This is a genomic window from Microcoleus sp. T3_D1 (genome assembly GCF_036700405.1).
Classification (GTDB): Bacteria; Cyanobacteriota; Cyanobacteriia; order Cyanobacteriales; family Microcoleaceae; genus Microcoleus.
This window is the reverse complement of record NZ_JAUBOV010000016.1, coordinates 56,503-72,496: the sequence shown is the minus strand read 5'-3', so window position 1 is coordinate 72,496 and position 15,994 is coordinate 56,503. Positions and strand designations below refer to the sequence as shown.

Genomic DNA, 15,994 nt, shown 5'->3' with positions numbered 1-15,994 from the left:
GTTCAGGAGAATGGTGCAAAAACTCTTTGTGGAACAGGCATCTTGCCTGTTCAGGAGAAGGCGGGAATATGGGAGTTACAACCCGCAAAAATACCAAAAATAAGGTTTCTTACCCTATAGCAACCGCCAACACTATTAAGAAGTTATTAATCAGTGAAACCCTTCTTCCTTCTTCCTTCTTCCTTCTGCTATAGCTTTGACTTTAATTATGATGATGAAATATCGCAGATTCGGTCGCACAGAATTATCCATGCCCGTCTTTTCCTGCGGTGGCATGAGATATCAGTACAAATGGCAAGACGTGCCAGCCAAGGAAATCCCCCCAGACAATCAACAAAATCTAGAAGCGACGATTCGCTACTCGGTTGAATGCGGCATCAATCACATAGAAACTGCTCGCGGTTACGGCAGTTCCGAAATGCAATTGGGATGGATTTTTCCTAATTTTCCCCGCGAAAAGTTGATAGTGCAAACGAAAGTGAGTCCTAAACCGAACTCCCAAGAGTTCCGCGAAGACTTTGAAAAATCCTTAGCTTATTTGCAACTGGAATACGTCGATTTACTGTCGCTACATGGCATTAATACATGGGAATTGCTAGAGGATTCTATCCGTCCGGGCGGCTGTATGGATGTGGCGAGAAAGTTGCAAGCAGAAGGCAAGGTTAAGTTTATTGGTTTCTCAACTCACGGCCCTACGGATGTGATTGTCAAAACAATTGAAACTAATCAATTTGATTATCTTAACTTGCACTGGTACTACATCAATCAAATTAATTGGCCCGCTATAGAAGCTGCTAAACGTCACGATATGGGCGTTTTTATTATCAGTCCTTCCGACAAAGGCGGTCAACTTTACAGCCCGCCGCCAAAATTGGTAGACTTGTGCTATCCGTTGAGTCCGATGGTGTTTAATGATTTGTTTTGTTTGTCCTATCCGCAAGTACACACTTTAAGTTTAGGGGCCGCCAAACCTGAAGATTTTAACGAGCATCTGAAAGCTGTAGAATTGTTAGATAGAGCCGATGAAATTTTGCCTCCGATATTAGAAAAATTAGAAAAAGCAGCCATTGATAAATTAGGAGAAGATTGGTTTAAGACTTGGCACGTCGGTTTACCAACTATCGAAAATACTCCCGGAGGTATTAATATTTATGTGATTCTGTGGCTGTGGAATTTGGCGCAGGCTTACGATACGATCGACTATTGCAAGATGCGCTACAACCTTTTAGGTAATGCGGGCCACTGGTTCCCCGGCCAAAAAGCCGTAGCTTGCGGGGCGGAACGCCATCGCCTCGATGAATTAGACTTGCGCCGCTGTCTAGCCCACAGTCCCCACGCTGCTAAAATTCCCGGTATTCTGCAAGCAGCCGATCGGCTTTTTGGAGGCGAAGCCATCCAGCGTTTGTCCCAAGAATAATCGCAAAAAAACCCGGTTTCGAGACAGAAACCGGGTTGGTGAACCGGAGCACGTGAGTTAGTTACGCGCATACAATTAGCGTAGACTTGAGAAACTCTCACAACCATCGCCCATCCGTCTCATCCATTCGGGCGATAGAACTTTTTTTCTCAACTCACTCCCATTTTGCTTTAATCTGAGATAAAACAGTTAATAATTCACTTAGGTACTTTTTATGACTCTCAAACGCCGAGATTTCTTGTATTTGGTAACTGCAACCGTCGGAGCCATTACCGCAGGTGCTTGCCAAGCGTCAGGAAATAATGTATCTCAAGCAAGTCCAATTGCAGAAAGCCCAAAAATAGCCCAAACTCCGGGGCCTTTTACACTGCCACCTCTGCCCTACGAATACAATGCTTTAGAACCGCACATCGATGCGCGGACAATGCAATTTCACCACGACAAACACCATGCCGCCTACGTTAAAAACCTCAACGATGCTGTCAGTAAATACCCGCAACTCAAAAATATCACTGCGGAAAATATGCTGCGAGATTTGAGTAAAGTGCCGCAAGATATTCGCACAACCGTGCGTAACAATGGCGGCGGACACCTAAATCACAGTATGTTTTGGGAAATCATGAGTCCCAAAGGTGGCGGCGAACCGACAGGGGCAATTGCAACAGCAATCCAGCAAACTTTCGGCAGTGTTGACGATTTTAAAACAAAATTTAACGAGGCCGGCGCCAAGCGTTTTGGCAGCGGTTGGGTGTGGCTAGTCCGCAATAAAGCTGGCAAACTTGAGATTACAACTACTGCCAATCAAGACACTCCTTTCATGGAGGGCAACTATCCAATTATGGGTAACGATGTTTGGGAACACGCTTATTATCTCAAATACCAAAATTTGCGCGCCGACTACTTAAAAGCTTGGTGGAATGTTGTTAATTGGGCAGAAATTAACAAGCGCTACGAAAAGGCGATCGGGTAGTTTTCAATTAGATGAAATACAGGACACGGCCGATGAAATACAGGACACGGCAGTGCCGTGTCCCTACTAGCGCACGGGTCGCTCGAACTGCTGTACAACTTTCCGCAAGTAAACGCAGTGCCGTGCCCCCTGACTCGTCGGCGTTGTAAATGCTTCGACTGACTCAACTGTGCCGCCCAAATGCTCGATCGCCCTTTGCAACTCCGTTTCTTCCTCCACCGTCCAATTCCCACGGTAAAGTACAGCCAAACCGCCATTTTTTAGCAGAGGCAGCGCGCATTTAGCGCAGAGAGGAGCGGCTCCCACTGCTCGGAGAACGGCTAAATCATAAGCTTGTTTGTGTTGTGGCGCTCTGGCCATTTCATCGGATCGACCCAACAAAGTTGCAGCATTTTCTATCCCTAAAGACGGCACAACTGTTTCCAAAAAATTAATTTTTTTGCGGGTAGAATCGAGCAAAGTAACTGATAGTTGTGGCAGGGCGATCGCGATCGGCAGACCCGGAAAACCCCCACCAGTCCCGATATCGATCGCTTTCTGTACCGACTCCGCGGCAAATTCGGGATTTTCCGCCGAATTGTGATTAGCTGGCAGCAGTTTCGCAATTCCCCGCAGAGAATCCCACAAATGTTTTTCCCAAAACTCCATCGGCTCAGTAATTCGAGTTAAATTCAAGGAGCGATTGCCCTCGACAATTAACTCGTAAAGCCGCTGAAATTGTTGTTGCTGCGACTCATCCGGCTGCCAATTCAGCGTTTTTTGCCACAACTCGTTCATCTGGGGCAACACAGGCATTGTAATCTGATTCATCTTCTCTTCCCACTCTTTTGTAAGCTCTGCAAATTCTCTGCACTTAAAAATGCTTCATAATGCGATTGACCCGCCCGCACTAACTAATGACTACTGACTACTGACTAATCACTAATAACTAATGACTACTCACTAATGACTAATGACTAATGACTAATGACTAATCACTAATGACTAATGACTAACAAAACTCGTTTCCTTAGCTTCTAACTTAGCCCGATCGACCTCTTGCAAATCCCCGTGGTTTAGAGTCCAAAATCGGTCAGCAACGCTCAACAAATCGCTAGCATCGTGAGTAACAATCAACAAAGTCCAGTGACTTTTCAACTTACTCAACAAGCTTACCAACTGCCGACGCATCGACCAATCCAAACCCGCCGTCGGTTCGTCCAAAAGTAGCAAATGCGGCTGCCGAATTAGCTGCACTGCCAGGGCAACCCTGCGCTGTTGGCCCCCGCTCAAAGCGTGGGGGGAAGCGCGCAGCGGCAAATGTCCGAGTCCCACTTCTGCCATTGCTGAGTTAATTTGTTCTTGTCCCAATTCAGGATGCCCCAACCGCAATTCTTCTAAAATTGTGCCACCGCAAAAATGCCTTTCTGGAAACTGAAACACTAACCCTCCTAACTGTTGCAAGTGTTCCGGTGTTAATTCTTGTTCCCGCCAACGGATGTCGCCGCTAGTTTTTTCGGCTAAACCTGCTAATATTTCTAATAGCGTACTTTTGCCTGAACCGCTGCGACCCACAATCAGCCCCATTTGCTGCGAGGGCAGTTCTAAGTTAATATTTTTCAGAATAGGATTCGGACAGGCGGTAGGATGATATACTAAGTTTTTTAGATAAAGCATTAACGGCAGTTGTTAGTTGGCAGTTGGCAGTTGGCAGTTAACAGTTAACAGTTAACAGTTAACAGTTAACAGTTAACAATCAGAAAAATAGTTATTGTGGGAGCGGGGAACTTCGGGTTGTGCTATTGATAGTTAAGGCGGTTTTTGGCTGGGGTCGATCGCACACAATTATTTTACATAAATCTTAACAAAAATTTTCTTTTTTTTCAGGAGTGGCGTTTGATTTTTCTGTTTTTTCATGGTAGATTTTAATAATGGAAATCTGTGCATCGTTATATTACAAGTCACACTCCCATTATTAAAATATACATCAACAACCACAAAAAATCAAGCAAATTTAACTCTTTTTTTGACCGCGGCCCGAAAGTCTGAAAATTTAACTCTCTTGTTTCTAGTTTACAGTATATTACATTGAGAGAATTGACGATGACGAAAACCCCTTTAGCATCGGTGGGCAAGCAAATGTTAAGTTCTAAACAGACAGTGCGGGCGATCGCCAGTGCAGGAGCGATCGTCCTCAGCATCTGCATTAACTCAGCAGTAGCGGGCGATCCCTTTCGCAGCAGCAACCCGCAGGCGATCGGGCCCAACACCGAAACCGCTTTCAAAACAATGTTTCAGCAAGGAAACTACAAACAAGCAAAAACTCAAGTTCAACAAGCACTATCAGCCGAACCAAACGAGCCGCTAGCCTATGCAATGGCAGCCTCCCTATCCTACATCGAAAAAGACTTCAACTCGATGAATTCCTACGCGCAAAAAACCCGCGAAGTCGGCGAAAACTTGACTAAAACTAATCCATTGCGCGGCAATATTTACACAGCAGCAGGTCACTTTCTAGAAGGGGCGAACATTATAGCCAAAGAAGGAACAGCCAAAGGCGCGCCCCAAGCTTTGAGTAAATTGCGAGTAGTATTTCAATACCTAGAGGCCGCCGACAAAATAGCGCCCAACGACCCAGAACTAAACCTGATCAAAGGCTACATGGACTTAATGCTAGCCACAAACCTGCCCTTTTCCAACCCCAACGAAGCAATTCAAAGACTCGAACAAAAAGCCTCTCCCCGCTACTTAGCTTATCGCGGCATGGCAGTAGGCTATCGAGACTTGAAAAAGTACGATCGCGCTTTAGAGTTTGCCAACAAATCCCTAGCAGAAACGCCCAACAATCCAGAAGTTCTCTATCTAAAAGCACAAATTTTGTTCTCCCAATCCCAGGGAAAAGACAGCAACAAAACCTTACTTGAGGAAGCCCGAAAAAACTTCGACGCCGCCTTAGCAAAACCCGACCAACTGCCGCGCAGTTTAGTAGCCGAAATCTTCTTTCAGCAGTGCAGAACCCGCAACCGTCTCGACAGCAAATCTCGCGACTGCGACCCGATGCGCGATAAAATTAGAGATGCAGATGGAGTCTGGGGGCCGGCGGCCTTACCACCACTTTAAAAAGAGTCAGAGGGAAAGTCAGAAGTCAGGAGTCAGGAGGAAATTTTCCCTGTCTCCCTCTCTCCCAATTTTCCTCTCTCCTGCAATCCAATTCCTGCAATTCCATTCCCTTTCTTTGATAAAATTGATGCAAGTAGAGTTTCGCGAGTTTAACCCCTTTGACCTCTGGATTTGGCTGAAGTTCAGCAACGTGCCTTCAAACGGTGAAAAACAGTATGTTGAAGAAGTGTTTGACTCTTGGTTTTTCTTGGGAAAACTGGGAGGATTTAATGCGGAAAATTTGCAAGTTCAAGATGAAGGCTTAGACATCAGTGATATGAATTACGATGTTAATCTAGCCGACCAAAGCATGATGGCTTTGATGCACAATATGGGAGAAATGGAGTATCAAGGTTCTTGGGCTCGCTGCTGGTTTGATTTGGGTACTAGCGATGCAATTGGCCTCGATGTTTTGATTAATGTTTTCCAGCAACTCAGCAAAGAATTCGTAACGATTGAAAAACTAATTATCGGCGGGGAAAATATAGACTGGCCAATTGAAAATAGGAGGAGCAGAGAGGGTTTTGCCGCCGATAATTAAACGTGGGCACGACACGGATGACACGGATACACGGATAATATAGTCCTGGACGCACGGGTAATCAGAAACCGGGTTTTTTTCCTTGAATACTTTGTTACAACGCTTGAAGGGCAAAAAACCCGGTTTCTTTGGTTTTGATGCGTAATGACTAATGACTGATGACTGATGGCTATATTATGCAAGGTAAAATTCGCGTAATTGTTTTAGGATTAATTCGATCGGGCGATCGCATCTTCGTGTCAGAATGCGAAGATCCGGTCAAACAAGACACATTTTACCGCGCTTTGGGCGGCGGCGTAGAATTTGGAGAGCACAGCATCGACGCTTTGCAAAGAGAGTTTCAAGAAGAAATTGAAGCCGAGTTAACAAATATCAAATATTTGGCTTGTTTAGAAAACTTCTTTGTTTATAATGGCCAAGCCGGACACGAATTAATACAACTATACCAGTGCGATTTTGTTGATTCCAAATTTTATGAATTGGAGAGTCTGGATTTTGCAGACGGAGATGGGGAACATACTGCATTTTGGATACCGATCGATCGCTTTCGATCGGGCGAATTGCGCCTAGTTCCAGACAAATTTATCGACTACTGTGAAGGCTAATAATTCAACCCATACCAAAAAACAAATACCTGATATGGGAGAATTACACATAAAATATTTGCCGTCGGGGCGGGTTTCACCTGAAATATTGGCGATAACTAACAGGATGAATAAACCCGCCCCTTCCTTCCGCCCGCGCGTTACCTTGATCTACCGTACATTTGGCAGCTTATCCAACACGTCATAGAGAAGAGAGTTAATAAAACCGAGGGCGATCGCCCCAAGCATTGCACTCCAAATTCCCCAGCGCAAGCGAAATCCTTCGACTAGCCAAGCCGCCAATCCAAACATAGCAGCGTTGATAACAATCGCAAACAAGCTATAAGTTGGCAACGCAAATGGTTCAACATTTCCCACAAAAATAGGCCGCACCAAAGCATTCAGCAATCCAAAAACCGCAGCCGAAATCATCGCTTTTCCAAAACTGTCAATATCTACCCCGATGGGCAACTTGGAAATAATAAAAAAGCTCACAGAATTAACCAGCCAAGCAATTGCCACCGAAAAGATGTCGAGCTTCATTTGGCAATCTCCTCGAAAAAAAGCTAAACATTAAATCGGAACAACAGCACATCCCCCTCTTGTACAACATACTCTTTTCCTTCACTGCGAACTAAGCCTTTTTCCTTAGCCGCATTCATCGCGCCCGTAGCAACCAAATCTTCATAAGCTACAGTTTCGGCCCGGATGAAACCCCGTTCAAAATCCGAGTGAATCACCCCTGCAGCTTGCGGTGCTAACATTCCCGCGATAATCGTCCAAGCGCGAGTTTCCTTCGGGCCGCTAGTAAAATAAGTCCGCAAACCCAATAATTCGTAAGTAGCTCGAATCAGAGATTTCAAGCCACCTTCTTTTACCCCCAGAGATTCTAGGAAATCCGTTCGTTCTTCCTCAGATAACTCCACCAATTCTGACTCAACTTGCGCCGAAACAATGACAACCTTAGCATTTTCTGCTTCTGCTACTTCCCGCACTTGTTCGACATAGCTATTTCCTGTTGCTAAATCGTCATCAGATACGTTAGCAGCATAGATAATTGGTTTGTTGGTCAGTAATTCCAAACCTTTAACTAATTGAGCTTCTTCATCTGTGAAATTGTACTGCCGCGCCGGTTTCCCCGCATTCAAAACTGCGACCAATTTTTCGAGCACATCCACTTCTGCCTGAGCTTCCTTATTGTTGCGGGCTAGCTTGCGAGTGCGATCGAGCCTGCGTTCAATTTGAGCTAAGTCTGCTAAAATTAATTCGAGATTGATAATGTCAATATCTCGCTGGGGATCGACAGAACCCGCAACGTGAATAATATCGTCATTGTCAAAACAGCGGACAACGTGGACGATCGCATCTACAGCCCGAATGTGAGACAAAAACTGATTTCCCAGTCCTTCTCCCTGACTCGCCCCCTTCACCAAACCCGCAATATCCACAAACTCCATCCGCGTCGGCACAGTTTGCGCGGAATTGGAAATATTGCTCAGCACCTTCAACCGTTCGTCTGGCACTGCCACGATACCCGTATTTGGCTCGATCGTACAGAAAGGAAAATTAGCAGCAGTCGCCTTGGCATTAGCAACCAGAGCATTAAACAAAGTAGATTTGCCAACATTAGGCAGTCCGACAATTCCGGCAGTAAGCATAGCTATTTAGAAACATATCACTGTATCAAAATATCATAAGTATCAGCAATATATCGGACAGGACTTACGGACGCGGCGTGAGAAACCCAGTTTCTGTGCCAATATCTCCTAGCCAAACCCCAGATTTTTCGCAAAAACCGGGAATATGTGCGTAAGTCCTACATAATTTAAACAGGTTCAGGGATAGTCTGAGGAATAGGCTCCGGCACTGTCTGAGGAATTGGAGAGGGTACAGTTTCCGGCACCGGTTCGGGAATTGGCTGGGGAATTGGCGCAGGTACCGGTTCGGGTACGAAGCCGGGAATCGGTTCGGGTACGGGGCCCGGCACTGGTGGCGATGCGGGTATAGTCGGGAACCCCGGTTCGGTACTGGGAATCTGGGGGCCGGGAAACGGAGTAGGGTTGGGAAAAATCATGTTATTTTTTTGCTCGCTAATAGAGATGTTCCCAAAACATTTGGTCGCCACTTCTAGCTATATTTTTCTACAAAATTAACCGAGTTGTGGTATTGTTTTATATCATCATTTTAAACTCAAGATTCCAGCGATCACATCTATCTAAATAGCTATAATTAACTGTTACTTCCGCATAAATTTATGCCTTTAGCATTAAACTAAGTAGGTGGTTACAAATAAACATTAGATGGGGAGGGCGCGTGAGTACAGCAAGAAACTGCCTGAGAGTAAAGGTACTGGCCGGGCCCGTCCCTCTAAGATATTATTGTTTTTTCATACCGATCTACTTAGATATTAAATACAGCAATCAAGATTAATCGTGTCACCAGCAAACTCTCAAACAAAAACGCCTCTATTAGATGCCTTGCGCGATCGCACAAATCAGCCGCACGCCCCATTTTATGCCCCCGGACATAAACGCGGACAAGGAATATCTCAACCCCTAATTGACTTATTCGGTGCGGCAGTATTTCGATCGGATTTGCCCGAATTGCCGGAGTTAGACAATCTCTTTAACCCAGAAGGTGCAATTGCTGAAGCTCAAGACTTAGCCGCCGCAGCATTTGGAGCCCAATCAACTCGGTTTTTGGCTAACGGTTCGACTTGCGGAATAATCGCCGCCATTTTAGCGACTTGCGGCCCTGGAGATAAAATTATCCTACCTCGAAATATCCACTCATCGGCAATTTCAGGTTTAATTTTATCGGGTGCAATTCCAATTTTTGTCAATCCAGAGTACAACCCCGATTGGGATATTGCCAACAGCATCACCCCAGAAGCCACAGCAGCAGCCCTAGAACAACATCCCGACGCGAAAGCAGTAATGATAGTTTACCCAACCTATCACGGCGTCTGCGGGGATTTGCGGGCGATCGCCCAAATTACCCATCAATACAACATACCGTTATTAGTAGACGAAGCCCACGGCGCGCACTTTAACTTTCATCCAAACTTGCCCGAACCAGCACTATCAGCAGGGGCCGATTTAACAGTACAATCAATCCACAAAACCCTGGGTGCAATGACACAAGCATCGATGCTGCACGTCAAGGGATCTCGCATAGATATCCAAAAATTAAATAGAGCATTGCAGTTAGTACAATCTACCAGTCCGAGTTACATACTATTAGCATCCCTAGACGCAGCCCGCCAACAAATGGCACTCCACGGCGAACAGTTAATGACCAAAACTTTACTGCTAGCCGAAAAAGCGCGATCGCGCATCAGTCTAATTCCCGGCTTATCAGTTTTAGAACCGTTAAATACACCGGGTTTTGCAGCATTAGACCGAACCAGGCTAACAGTAAAAGTATCAGATTTAGGAATTACAGGATTTGCCGCCGATGAAATTCTGCACTCGGAACTCGGTGTCACGGCAGAACTTCCCATGCCCCAACATCTAACATTTATTATCAGCTTGGGAAATACTGAATCAGATATTGACAATTTAGTTAAAGCTTGTACTCTTTTAGAAGTCACATCTGACACAATTGTCAATAAGTCTTTTATGGGCGGGCAAGATGCCCAACCCCTACTCCCCACAAAAAAGTTGACTCTTTGTGGAACAGGCATCTTGCCTGTTATTAAAAGTGGAACAGGCATCTTGCCTGTTATTGAAAGTGGAACAGGCATCTTGCCTGTTATTGAAAATGCTGTAATATCTCAGTTAGAAACAATAACGAAGAAAGAAGACGAGATTCTCTCCCCCCCCCCATTTTCCCCTCCCCCACTGTCCCCCCGTGAGGCTTTCTTTTTTCCAGCCGAAACAGTACCCGCAGACAAAGCAGTCGATCGCCTGTGCGCCGAACTCATCTGTCCCTATCCCCCAGGAATACCAGTCCTGATGCCCGGTGAAATCATTACCCCAGCAGCCGTTGACTACCTGCAACAAATCCTGGCCGCCGGCGGAAAAATCACAGGTTGTAGCGATAGAAACCTCCAAACTCTCAAGGTTGTGCGACAGTAAATATTAAGGCTTGGGGGAAATTGGCAGAATTTCTACTAATTCTTCCACGAGTTCCAACTGCCGTCTTGCTTCACTCAAAAATCAAAAATCAAAAATATAACTATGCTTTGGCCCTACGTCACTCCTGGCATCCCGGATGACTTATTTGAACGTTTACCGGGAATTCCCATGAGTAAGCGAGAAGTCCGACTGCTGTTAATCTCCCACCTGCGGCTGCAAGCAGATTCAGTCGTGTGGGACATCGGTGCAGGTACTGGTACGATCGCCGTAGAAACAGGTTTGCTGTGTCCCAAAGGTCGGATTATCGCCGTCGAAAGGGACGAAGAAGTAGCAAGCTTGATTCGCAGAAATTGCGATCGATTCGAGCTCAACAACGTAGAAGTCATAGAAGGCAGTGCCCCGGAATGCCTGGAAAAGCTGCCCCAACCCCCCCACCGAGTCTGCATCGAAGGAGGTCGCCCCATTAAAGCGATTCTCCAAGAAGTGTGGCGGTACTTGCAACCCCACGGTAGAGTTGTCGCCACAGCATCGAATTTAGAGAATCTTTACGCCCTTTCCGAAGGTTTCGCCGAGTTGCAAGTCCGCAACATCGAAGTAGTCCAGTCCGCCGTCAACCGCTTGGAGACTCGCGGCCTGAGTCAAACCTTTGCCGCCGTCAATCCCATATTTATTCTCAGCGGCGAAAAGCTGGATTAGTCATCAGTCATTAAAATGACCTACTCGCACACCAAATCAAAGATGATGATGTGGATCCGGAGGCTGTATGACGTATGACTAAAGACTAAATGTAATTCTTACTCTTTTTTAAGTTCAATTAACCTTTAACCTTCATCAGAAAATTGGGTAGAAACCTCGTCCTTTTAGGACGGCTTTATATTACAATATAATTGGTCAACGACCCACCCGAGACGATGGATCAAACAGCCTATACGAGCGAAGTTCAGCCCGAGGTGCTGGCGGCGAAGCAAAATCGGTAGACCGGGAAAAGAGGATAGGGCAATGGTAAACATCCCTAGAATCAAAAACGAAGAAGAATTCCGTTTGGTATTCGACACGTAAAAACCGCAGGGCTTGCGGGGTTAGTCTGTGGAGCGAACATAAGACCAAATCTCTTTTAGGGTGGAGGCAGTTGCTTTGAAGCAGAAATTCAAATCGTGAGGTTTGGGAATCCCCGTCCGCGACGGTCGGGGTGGATGTCAAACTTAGAATAAGGGCGACCATAGCTGGATTGACCGCCTGAGTTGAGATTTTGGATTGCCGATTGGGAATGGGGGTTAGCTGTGCAAGGGAGAAACTCGTGCTCTTGAAAAATCCCAAATCCAAAATTCCCAATCCAAAACCCCAAATCGAATGATCCACCGCCGTCTGCAAGAGAAATTCATTTTATGCCTTGGTCTCGTATCCTGAGTGGAATAGTTGCGATCGCCCTTGCTTTGGGAATGATTATTATGGGCGGATGGTACTTCACCGTCGGCTTCGGGATCATCGTCTACCTAGGTCAATTGGAATATTTTCAATTAGCCAGGGCTAAAGGCATTGCACCCGCTGCCAAAACTACCTTAGCAGTCAGTCAAGGCCTGTTAATTACTGCTGCCCTAGCACCGCAACTCGTAGACGCCATGTTCCCCCTAGCGGGAACTTTAATTTGTTTCTACCTGTTATTCCAACCTAAATTATCGACGATCGCCGATATTGCCTCCTCAGTTTTAGGATTGTTCTACGGCGGTTATTTGCCCAGCTATTGGGTACGGCTGCGAGTCGGCCTCGACCCAGGCAATCTTGCTACAACCCAACTTTCGCAAGCAGTAGCAAGCAATTTGCCCGTTAACATTTCCTCGCCGCCGTCTTGGACAACTTCCAGCCACATATCTTTAGGATTGACTTCGCTGCTGCTGGCTTTCTTCTGCATCTGGGCCGCTGACATTGGGGCTTATTTTGTCGGCAAATTCTTCGGGCGCACTAGCCTATCCCACATCAGCCCCAAAAAAACCGTTGAAGGTGCCGTATTTGGAGTTTGCGGCAGCATCGCCGTGGCCGTCGCTGGGTCTGGGTATTTACACTGGCCGGGGTGGCCGTATACTGGGGCTGCTTTTGGTCTGTTGATTGGGGTTGCTAGCCTGTTGGGAGATTTAACTGAGTCGATGATGAAGCGAGACGCCGGCGTTAAGGATTCGGGACAGTTGATCCCCGGTCACGGCGGCATTCTCGATCGCACCGACAGTTATGTTTTTACCGCACCGTTAGTCTACTATTTTGTCACTTTACTGTTGCCCGCGATCGACTCTTTTTTAAGTGACCTCCTCCTACACTGAATCAAAAATTACAGTGTAGGCTTCCAAACCTCACGATTTGGCTTTCCTAGTTTTTCCCTTGCGGGATTTCGCCTCTGACGCCGACTGACTTTCATCAATCCCCGGCAGACCGACTGCATAGGCATTTTCTATTCCGCTGAGCCCCAGCGTACTAAGTTCTAGACCACGCAACCTAATGACTTCTGATGCTGCATGATCTCTATCTGCTTCGTATCCACACTCACTACATCGATGCACTCGTTCAGAAAGTTCTTTTTTACCCGTATGCGTTCCGCACTTGGGACAGGTTTGAGACGTTCCATTTGGATCGACCCGCAGGAAGTAGACTTGATGTTTCTTTGCTACCCACTCCAGCAGGTTGAGAAACTGACCAAAAGCGGCATCAAGGGTATGTTTTCTCAACATCCCTCTCGACATTGCTTTCAAGTTCAAGTCCTCAACAAACACCATCCCAATACCTTCTTTGGTACACAGATGATTAGCCAGCTTGAATTGCCAATCTTTCCGAACACTCGCGATGTGGTTGTGGAATCTGGCAACCTTAATTCGAGCTTTCTCACGGTTCTTAGAACCCTTTTTCGTTCTGGCATACTTACGTTGCAGCAATTCCAGCTTGCGGTACAAGGATGCCAGGAATCGGGGTCTAGCAATAAACTCTTTATCCGAGGTTGTCAAAAACTTGGACAATCCCAAGTCGATACCCAGCGCATCGACCTGCGGTTGAGCGTCAGGTATCGACACATCAGACTCAATTGTTACTACAACGAACCACCTATCAGCTTTCCTCAATATCCGTGCTTGCTTAACCACAAACCCCTCTGGGATAGGTCGATGCAAGTTGATAGGCATCTTCCCAAGTTTGGGCAAGCTTATCTGCCATCCCGTAATAGGATTGGTTTTGAATTGAGGAAACAGCATGGACTTGATTTGTCCAAACTTCTTGAAGCGAGGAAAGCCAAACCCCCGCGACTGAAAATAATTCCAAGCATCATGCAATCTACGAATAGTAGTTTGCAGAACTTGAGAAGGGGCTTCTCCCAACAATGGGAACTCTTTCTTCGCCTTGGGGAGTGCGTTCTGTTGTGCGTAATAGGTGGGAAATGTCTTGTCGGCTGGAAGGATATATTCTCGTTCCAGCGAACAATAATCCCAACTACACTTACGCGAATTCACCCAATCTTTGATTTCTCGCAAAGCGTAATTATAGACCTTGCGAGAAATTTCCAGCCAATGCAGCATGGTCTGCTCTTGGCTGGCGTCGGGATAAATTCGGTAGCAGTAGTTCATAATCAGTGTCATGAAGATAATTCTAACACGGAACAGACCGTCTATAGACCTTCACCTATTGCAGATTTTACGCCTGATTGACCGGATAAAATTTGCTTGGGTGAGTCCATGTATCCCAACGCCAAATCGGAGATTATGGCGTGGGACTTATAGCTCCCCCAAACCCCCTCAAACAGTTAATCGGTAATCGGTAATTGGGAATTGGGAATTGGGAATTGGGAATTGGGAATTGGGAATTGGGAATTGGGAATTGGGCAAACAGGCCAAACAGGGCATGGGGTATGTATTCCCAGGCTCTACCGAGGAACCAGGTTAAAGTCAACAGCAAACAGTCAACAGCCAACAGTCAACAGTCAACTAACTAAGGCAAAACTCTAATTCCTCCCCGACAAACAATCTCCCCCGGACTCAAAATCAACTCTTCTATCTCAACTTCCGGGCCAAAATCAATTTTAAAACCATTGAAATCAGTGCTCTTTAATTCTCCATCCATTTCGATTTCGGGTGATTCAAACATCAATTCGCGACCGCTGGCTATCCGCAAACCAGTCCGCAATACAAAAGGAATTTGCCTACCGCCAGCGCGCAAAATTGCAGCCGAAAGCGTCAACAAACCCGCCTCAATTGCAATCTGCGAATTTTGCAACTTCAGCGACTTTTCCCTATCTGTTAGTGGCAGCATCGTCCGCAAAAATTCGCTCAAAGCATCAGCCAGCAAAGGCGCTTTCAGCGACGCATTCAAATCCGCTTGGCTGAGCCTCAAAACGCCTGCCACGGGAACGGATTCCAGGAGGCGCAGGGGTTGGCCTTTGAGAGCTTGACCGAGGTTGATGCGAATGCCGCAGCCCTCTATGGCAACTTCTGTTAGGTGTAGTCCTTTATACACAGCACCGATCGCGGCAGCCGTGACTTTGGGGATCGCACCGCTGAAGATTTGTCGATCGCTCCCCTCAATTTTCACCTTCAACTCGTCCACCTGCTGAACTTGCGATCGCAGCCACAACTGCACCGCCGGAGACAGCACCGCGCTCGCGATCCGGCTGCCTTGACTCGGCGACGGTCTCCCCGGCTCAAGGCCGAGATTAACAGTCCCACCAGAGCCAGCAGCGCCATCTCTATTGTCAAATTGAAGAGAGTTTCGATCGACAGTCATAAACAATTTCAGAATATAAACCTTAATATTCAAGCACAGAAATTTAACTAGAGCTTGCACATCCAATCTCAAAAACCCGGTTTCTGCACAGATATATCGCCGTCAACCTCTGATTTTCCTGAGAAACCGGGTTGATGAACACAAGTCCGATTAACTCCAAAATCAAGCAGAAATCTGGCATCAGCCATGCCAGAAGCAGAAAAATTCTCAGCTTTGTCGCCTTGGGCTCTTTGGGTAGTTCACGAGTTGTGCGATCCCGATGAAAAATTCGCGATCGAGCGTATAAATTTAACCAGCAGTACGGGATTTATGGTAGTGTTGGTTTATGGTCGGGTCAGACCCACACCTCTCACACCAGCCGCAAACCAACGGTGCAAACCTGTGCCTGCCGCGAGTCTTTTCGTAGTTTTTGCACAGCATTCAGGGTAATGCCATCAGGACAATCTGCACCGGGCACAAGGACAATCTGTGCCAGGCTGGCCGTCCTGTAATAATTGGTCAGCATTATAATTT

General features: G+C 46.4%; 17 protein-coding genes. 10 read left to right on the top strand and 7 right to left on the bottom strand.

The genetic code is table 11. The annotated features are described in order from the left end of the window. The 3 genes from QT992_RS09955 to QT992_RS09945 form a co-directional block, all read left to right on the top strand. On the top strand, positions 1-194 hold a 194-nt coding region (locus QT992_RS09955; RefSeq protein ID WP_333376929.1), incomplete at its 5' end, for a hypothetical protein. Between the two features lie 17 nt (positions 195-211). Further along, positions 212-1,417 (top strand): aldo/keto reductase, encoded by a 1,206-nt coding sequence (locus QT992_RS09950; RefSeq protein WP_445305793.1) that lies wholly within the window; start codon positions 212-214, stop codon positions 1,415-1,417. 214 nt (positions 1,418-1,631) lie between these two features. Then, positions 1,632-2,387, top strand: coding sequence for a Fe-Mn family superoxide dismutase (locus QT992_RS09945; protein ID WP_333318248.1), 756 nt, complete (start codon positions 1,632-1,634; stop codon positions 2,385-2,387). A 66-nt stretch (positions 2,388-2,453) separates the two neighbouring features. On the opposite strand, the gene rsmG is transcribed toward QT992_RS09945, so the two are convergent. Continuing rightward, positions 2,454-3,197, bottom strand: coding sequence for a 16S rRNA (guanine(527)-N(7))-methyltransferase RsmG (gene rsmG / locus QT992_RS09940; RefSeq protein ID WP_333318246.1), 744 nt, complete (start codon positions 3,195-3,197; stop codon positions 2,454-2,456). Positions 3,198-3,371: 174 nt separating this feature from the next. Continuing rightward, a complete protein-coding gene (locus QT992_RS09935; RefSeq protein WP_333263828.1) occupies positions 3,372-4,043 on the bottom strand; it encodes an energy-coupling factor ABC transporter ATP-binding protein in 672 nt (223 codons plus the stop codon). Positions 4,044-4,469: 426 nt separating this feature from the next. On the opposite strand from QT992_RS09935, the gene QT992_RS09930 reads away from it, so the two are divergent. The 3 genes from QT992_RS09930 to QT992_RS09920 all read left to right on the top strand — a co-directional run bounded on the left by QT992_RS09930 (position 4,470) and on the right by QT992_RS09920 (position 6,671). Beyond that, positions 4,470-5,486: a Sll0314/Alr1548 family TPR repeat-containing protein gene (locus tag QT992_RS09930; protein WP_333318244.1), complete on the top strand. Its 1,017-nt coding sequence runs from the start codon at positions 4,470-4,472 to the stop codon at positions 5,484-5,486. A 127-nt stretch (positions 5,487-5,613) separates the two neighbouring features. Continuing rightward, positions 5,614-6,066 carry a DUF3531 family protein gene (locus QT992_RS09925; protein WP_190659407.1) on the top strand — a complete coding sequence of 151 codons (453 nt, stop codon included), beginning with the start codon at positions 5,614-5,616 and terminating at the stop codon, positions 6,064-6,066. A 158-nt stretch (positions 6,067-6,224) separates the two neighbouring features. Further along, the gene (locus QT992_RS09920; RefSeq protein ID WP_333318242.1) at positions 6,225-6,671 is read left to right on the top strand and encodes an NUDIX hydrolase; all 447 of its coding nucleotides are present in this window, start codon (positions 6,225-6,227) and stop codon (positions 6,669-6,671) included. Between the two features lie 150 nt (positions 6,672-6,821). Here QT992_RS09920 and QT992_RS09915 read toward each other — a convergent pair whose 3' ends face one another. The 3 genes from QT992_RS09915 to QT992_RS09905 form a co-directional block, all read right to left on the bottom strand. Then, positions 6,822-7,193 carry a phage holin family protein gene (locus QT992_RS09915; protein ID WP_333318240.1) on the bottom strand — a complete coding sequence of 124 codons (372 nt, stop codon included), beginning with the start codon at positions 7,191-7,193 and terminating at the stop codon, positions 6,822-6,824. 23 nt (positions 7,194-7,216) lie between these two features. Continuing rightward, positions 7,217-8,308, bottom strand: a complete 1,092-nt coding sequence (gene ychF / locus QT992_RS09910) for a redox-regulated ATPase YchF (protein ID WP_333318238.1) — start codon at positions 8,306-8,308, stop codon at positions 7,217-7,219. Positions 8,309-8,475: 167 nt separating this feature from the next. Beyond that, entirely contained in the window at positions 8,476-8,724 is a 249-nt protein-coding gene (locus QT992_RS09905; protein WP_333318236.1) for a gamma-aminobutyric acid A receptor, epsilon-like protein, read from the bottom strand. Between the two features lie 358 nt (positions 8,725-9,082). Here QT992_RS09905 and QT992_RS09900 point away from each other — a divergent pair, with 358 nt between their 5' ends. The 3 genes from QT992_RS09900 to QT992_RS09890 all read left to right on the top strand — a co-directional run bounded on the left by QT992_RS09900 (position 9,083) and on the right by QT992_RS09890 (position 13,041). After that, positions 9,083-10,729: an aminotransferase class I/II-fold pyridoxal phosphate-dependent enzyme gene (locus QT992_RS09900; protein WP_333335781.1), complete on the top strand. Its 1,647-nt coding sequence runs from the start codon at positions 9,083-9,085 to the stop codon at positions 10,727-10,729. A gap of 102 nt (positions 10,730-10,831) precedes the next feature. Further along, positions 10,832-11,425, top strand: a complete 594-nt coding sequence (cbiT, locus tag QT992_RS09895; RefSeq protein WP_333335784.1) for a precorrin-6Y C5,15-methyltransferase subunit CbiT — start codon at positions 10,832-10,834, stop codon at positions 11,423-11,425. Between the two features lie 689 nt (positions 11,426-12,114). Then, the gene (locus QT992_RS09890; protein WP_333335786.1) at positions 12,115-13,041 is read left to right on the top strand and encodes a phosphatidate cytidylyltransferase; all 927 of its coding nucleotides are present in this window, start codon (positions 12,115-12,117) and stop codon (positions 13,039-13,041) included. Between the two features lie 30 nt (positions 13,042-13,071). Here QT992_RS09890 and QT992_RS09885 read toward each other — a convergent pair whose 3' ends face one another. Both QT992_RS09885 and QT992_RS09880 read right to left on the bottom strand, forming a co-directional pair. Beyond that, complete coding sequence (locus QT992_RS09885; RefSeq protein WP_333335789.1) at positions 13,072-14,340, bottom strand: transposase; 1,269 nt, start codon at positions 14,338-14,340, stop codon at positions 13,072-13,074. A gap of 349 nt (positions 14,341-14,689) precedes the next feature. Continuing rightward, positions 14,690-15,541, bottom strand: a complete 852-nt coding sequence (locus QT992_RS09880) for a DUF2993 domain-containing protein (protein WP_333335792.1) — start codon at positions 15,539-15,541, stop codon at positions 14,690-14,692. A 126-nt stretch (positions 15,542-15,667) separates the two neighbouring features. On the opposite strand from QT992_RS09880, the gene QT992_RS09875 reads away from it, so the two are divergent. Further along, on the top strand, positions 15,668-15,910 hold the full coding sequence (locus tag QT992_RS09875; protein WP_333318223.1) for a hypothetical protein: 243 nt from the start codon (positions 15,668-15,670) through the stop codon (positions 15,908-15,910). The last annotated feature ends 84 nt before the right edge of the window (positions 15,911-15,994 follow it).

What these genes read in the sequence shown, in the direction of transcription:
- QT992_RS09890 (WP_333335786.1), top strand. Translation starts at nt 12,115, where the DNA reads ATGCCTTGGTCTCGTATCCTGAGTGGAATAGTTGCGATCGCCCTTGCT.
- QT992_RS09905 (WP_333318236.1), bottom strand. Translation starts at nt 8,724, where the DNA reads ATGATTTTTCCCAACCCTACTCCGTTTCCCGGCCCCCAGATTCCCAGT.
- ychF (WP_333318238.1), bottom strand. Translation starts at nt 8,308, where the DNA reads ATGCTTACTGCCGGAATTGTCGGACTGCCTAATGTTGGCAAATCTACT.
- QT992_RS09885 (WP_333335789.1), bottom strand. Translation starts at nt 14,340, where the DNA reads ATGACACTGATTATGAACTACTGCTACCGAATTTATCCCGACGCCAGC.
- QT992_RS09915 (WP_333318240.1), bottom strand. Translation starts at nt 7,193, where the DNA reads ATGAAGCTCGACATCTTTTCGGTGGCAATTGCTTGGCTGGTTAATTCT.
- QT992_RS09920 (WP_333318242.1), top strand. Translation starts at nt 6,225, where the DNA reads ATGACTGATGGCTATATTATGCAAGGTAAAATTCGCGTAATTGTTTTA.
- QT992_RS09950 (WP_445305793.1), top strand. Translation starts at nt 212, where the DNA reads ATGATGAAATATCGCAGATTCGGTCGCACAGAATTATCCATGCCCGTC.
- QT992_RS09945 (WP_333318248.1), top strand. Translation starts at nt 1,632, where the DNA reads ATGACTCTCAAACGCCGAGATTTCTTGTATTTGGTAACTGCAACCGTC.
- QT992_RS09875 (WP_333318223.1), top strand. Translation starts at nt 15,668, where the DNA reads ATGCCAGAAGCAGAAAAATTCTCAGCTTTGTCGCCTTGGGCTCTTTGG.
- QT992_RS09935 (WP_333263828.1), bottom strand. Translation starts at nt 4,043, where the DNA reads ATGCTTTATCTAAAAAACTTAGTATATCATCCTACCGCCTGTCCGAAT.
- rsmG (WP_333318246.1), bottom strand. Translation starts at nt 3,197, where the DNA reads ATGAATCAGATTACAATGCCTGTGTTGCCCCAGATGAACGAGTTGTGG.
- QT992_RS09925 (WP_190659407.1), top strand. Translation starts at nt 5,614, where the DNA reads ATGCAAGTAGAGTTTCGCGAGTTTAACCCCTTTGACCTCTGGATTTGG.
- QT992_RS09930 (WP_333318244.1), top strand. Translation starts at nt 4,470, where the DNA reads ATGACGAAAACCCCTTTAGCATCGGTGGGCAAGCAAATGTTAAGTTCT.
- cbiT (WP_333335784.1), top strand. Translation starts at nt 10,832, where the DNA reads ATGCTTTGGCCCTACGTCACTCCTGGCATCCCGGATGACTTATTTGAA.